At 38.9% G+C, this 2862-nt stretch carries 4 protein-coding genes; all 4 read left to right on the forward strand.

Annotated elements, in window-relative coordinates; genetic code table 11:
- A partial coding sequence (gene ftsY, locus AC1DOS_RS19260; RefSeq protein WP_477538799.1) for a signal recognition particle-docking protein FtsY occupies nt 1-859 on the forward strand: 859 nt, incomplete at its 5' end.
- Between the two features lie 58 nt (nt 860-917).
- Complete coding sequence (locus tag AC1DOS_RS19265) at nt 918-1253, forward strand: putative DNA-binding protein (RefSeq protein WP_108584773.1); 336 nt, start codon at nt 918-920, stop codon at nt 1251-1253.
- Nucleotides 1254-1265: 12 nt separating this feature from the next.
- Nucleotides 1266-2621, forward strand: coding sequence for a signal recognition particle protein (ffh, locus tag AC1DOS_RS19270; protein ID WP_108584614.1), 1356 nt, complete (start codon nt 1266-1268; stop codon nt 2619-2621).
- Between the two features lie 104 nt (nt 2622-2725).
- Nucleotides 2726-2862, forward strand: a 137-nt coding sequence (rpsP, locus tag AC1DOS_RS19275; protein ID WP_477538800.1) for a 30S ribosomal protein S16, incomplete at its 3' end; no start/stop codon positions are given.

The raw sequence follows: 2862 nt of genomic DNA on the forward strand, positions 1-2862 counted from the left end.
GTTGGAAGATTTATTGCTTCAAGCCGATGTTGGTGTAGATACAGTAATGGAACTAATGGATGCATTGCGTTTTGAAGTGAAACGTAAGAATATTAAAGATACTGCTGGTATTCAATCGGTGATTTCTGAGAAGTTAGTGGAGATTTATGAATCAGGCGAAGCTGAGTTCAACGGACTTGCTATTCAAGAATCTGGTTTAACGGTTATTTTATTCGTAKGTGTTAATGGCGTTGGAAAAACAACAACCATTGGTAAATTAGCACATCGCTTAAAACAACAAGGGAAAACGGTGATGTTAGCAGCTGGTGATACATTTAGAGCGGGCGCGATTGAGCAATTGCAAGTTTGGGGAGACCGAGTAGGTGTTGATGTTATCAAGCAATCGGAAGGCTCGGATCCTGCAGCAGTTATGTACGATGCTGTGCGAGCTGCAAAAAGCCGAGGTGTAGATGTATTGATTTGTGATACTGCTGGGCGTTTGCAAAATAAGGTGAATCTGATGAATGAATTACAAAAAGTTCACCGTGTTATTGAGCGTGAAGTGCCAGGGGCTCCGCATGAGGTATTACTTGCATTAGACGCTACTACAGGACAAAATGCGTTGATACAAGCACAAGCTTTTAAAGAAGCTACCAACGTAACCGGCATTGTCTTAACGAAGTTAGACGGTACTGCAAAGGGTGGAATTGTGTTGGCAATTCGCAACAAGCTGCATATTCCAGTTAAATTTGTGGGTTTAGGTGAGAAAATGGATGATTTACAACCATTTGATACTGAAAAGTATGTATACGGATTATTTGCTGAAGGTTTAGAACAAGAAGAATCAAATGAAATGAACCAGACAAGTAAAAATACTTGACGCATCATGAGTTGCTAGATATGATACAAGTAGAACACTGTAGGTGGGAGAGATCATGATGCTACTTGAAAAAACAACACGTATGAACTTTCTTTATGATTTTTATCAGTCATTACTGACAGAAAAACAAAGAAGTTATATGCATCTCTACTATCTAGATGATCACTCACTTGGAGAAATAGCGCACGAATATGAAATTTCTAGACAAGCTGTCTATGATAATATTCGTCGCACAGAAGCCATGTTAGAAGAGTATGAAGATAAACTACGCTTATTTGAAAAATTTCAGCAGCGCCAAGTTGTAATGGATCAATTACAACAAGTAATACAGGCGGAAACTGTCAATAAAGAGCTAGCATTTGATTTGATTGTGATGCTAAAAGAATCGGATTAGGAGGCGGCATGCATGGCATTTGAAGGATTAGCCGAGCGGCTGCAAGGAACTATCCAACGTATTAAAGGTAAAGGTAAAGTTTCCGAAGCAGACGTAAAAGAAATGATGAGRGAAGTTCGCTTTGCTTTAATCGAAGCAGACGTTAACTTAAAAGTTGTCAAAGAATTCGTTAAAAAAGTAAGTGAACGTGCAGTTGGCGTGGATGTCATGAAGAGTTTGACACCGGGTCAACAAGTAATCAAAATCGTAAAAGATGAGTTAACTGAATTAATGGGTGGCGAACAAAGCCCGATTCAATTTGCTAAAAAACCACCTACCGTTATTATGATGGTTGGTTTACAAGGTGCCGGTAAAACAACGACAACTGGTAAACTAGCGAACCTTTTGCGTAAAAAGCACAATCGAAATCCATTATTAGTTGCAGCAGATATTTATCGTCCCGCTGCTATTCAGCAATTGCAAACGATTGGAAAGCAATTATCCTTACCTGTTTTTTCAATGGGGACAGATGTATCACCTGTGGAAATTGTACGCCAAGCAATTGAGAAATCAAAAGAAGACCACAATGACGTAATCATCATTGATACGGCAGGACGTTTGCATATCGATGAAGTGTTAATGCAAGAATTAAAAGACATCCGTGCATTAAAAGAACCAGATGAAATATTCTTAGTCGTGGATTCAATGACCGGTCAAGATGCTGTAAATGTCGCACAAAGCTTCAATGAAACAATTGGCATTACAGGAGTTGTATTAACAAAACTTGATGGTGATACACGTGGTGGAGCAGCTTTATCTATCCGCTCAGTAGCTCAAAAACCGATAAAATTTGTCGGGATGGGTGAAAAAATGGACGCACTTGAAGCTTTCCACCCAGAACGTATGGCTTCTCGAATCCTTGGGATGGGTGACATGTTGTCGCTGATTGAAAAAGCTCAAGAGAATGTCGACGAAGAAAAGGCAAAAGAGCTTGAAGAGAAGTTTAGAACGCAAAGCTTTACATTTGATGATTTTATTGAACAATTGAACCAAGTGAAAAAAATGGGGCCTCTTGAGGACATCATTAAAATGCTACCTGGTGCAGGTAAAATCAAAGGTTTAGAGAATGCTAAAGTTGATGAAAAACAGATGAGTCGAGTAGAGGCTATTATTTATGCCATGACTCCTCAAGAGAAAACGACACCCGATATCATTAACTCAAGTCGTAAGAAACGAATTGCCAAAGGATCGGGAACCACGATTCAAGATGTGAACCGATTACTTAAACAATTTGAAGACATGAAGAAAATGATGAAGCAAATGTCGGGCATGCAACAAAAAGGCAAAAAGAAGATGAAAATGCCTGGTCTAAACTCTCTTTTCAAATGATTTTCTAGTGAAATTTAGAGGTGTTAAGAAAAAACACTTTACAAACAAATAAAACCTTGATAATATACTATCTTGTGTGAAACTATTCGGAGGTGCTATTAAACATGGCAGTTAAAATTCGCTTAAAACGTATGGGAGCTAAAAAGTCTCCTTTCTATCGTATTGTTGTTGCTGACGCTCGTGCTCCACGTGACGGCCGTCAAATCGAAACAGTTGGTACTTACAACCCATTAACAAAACC

This window comes from Paenisporosarcina sp. P5_A11 (assembly GCF_056400705.1).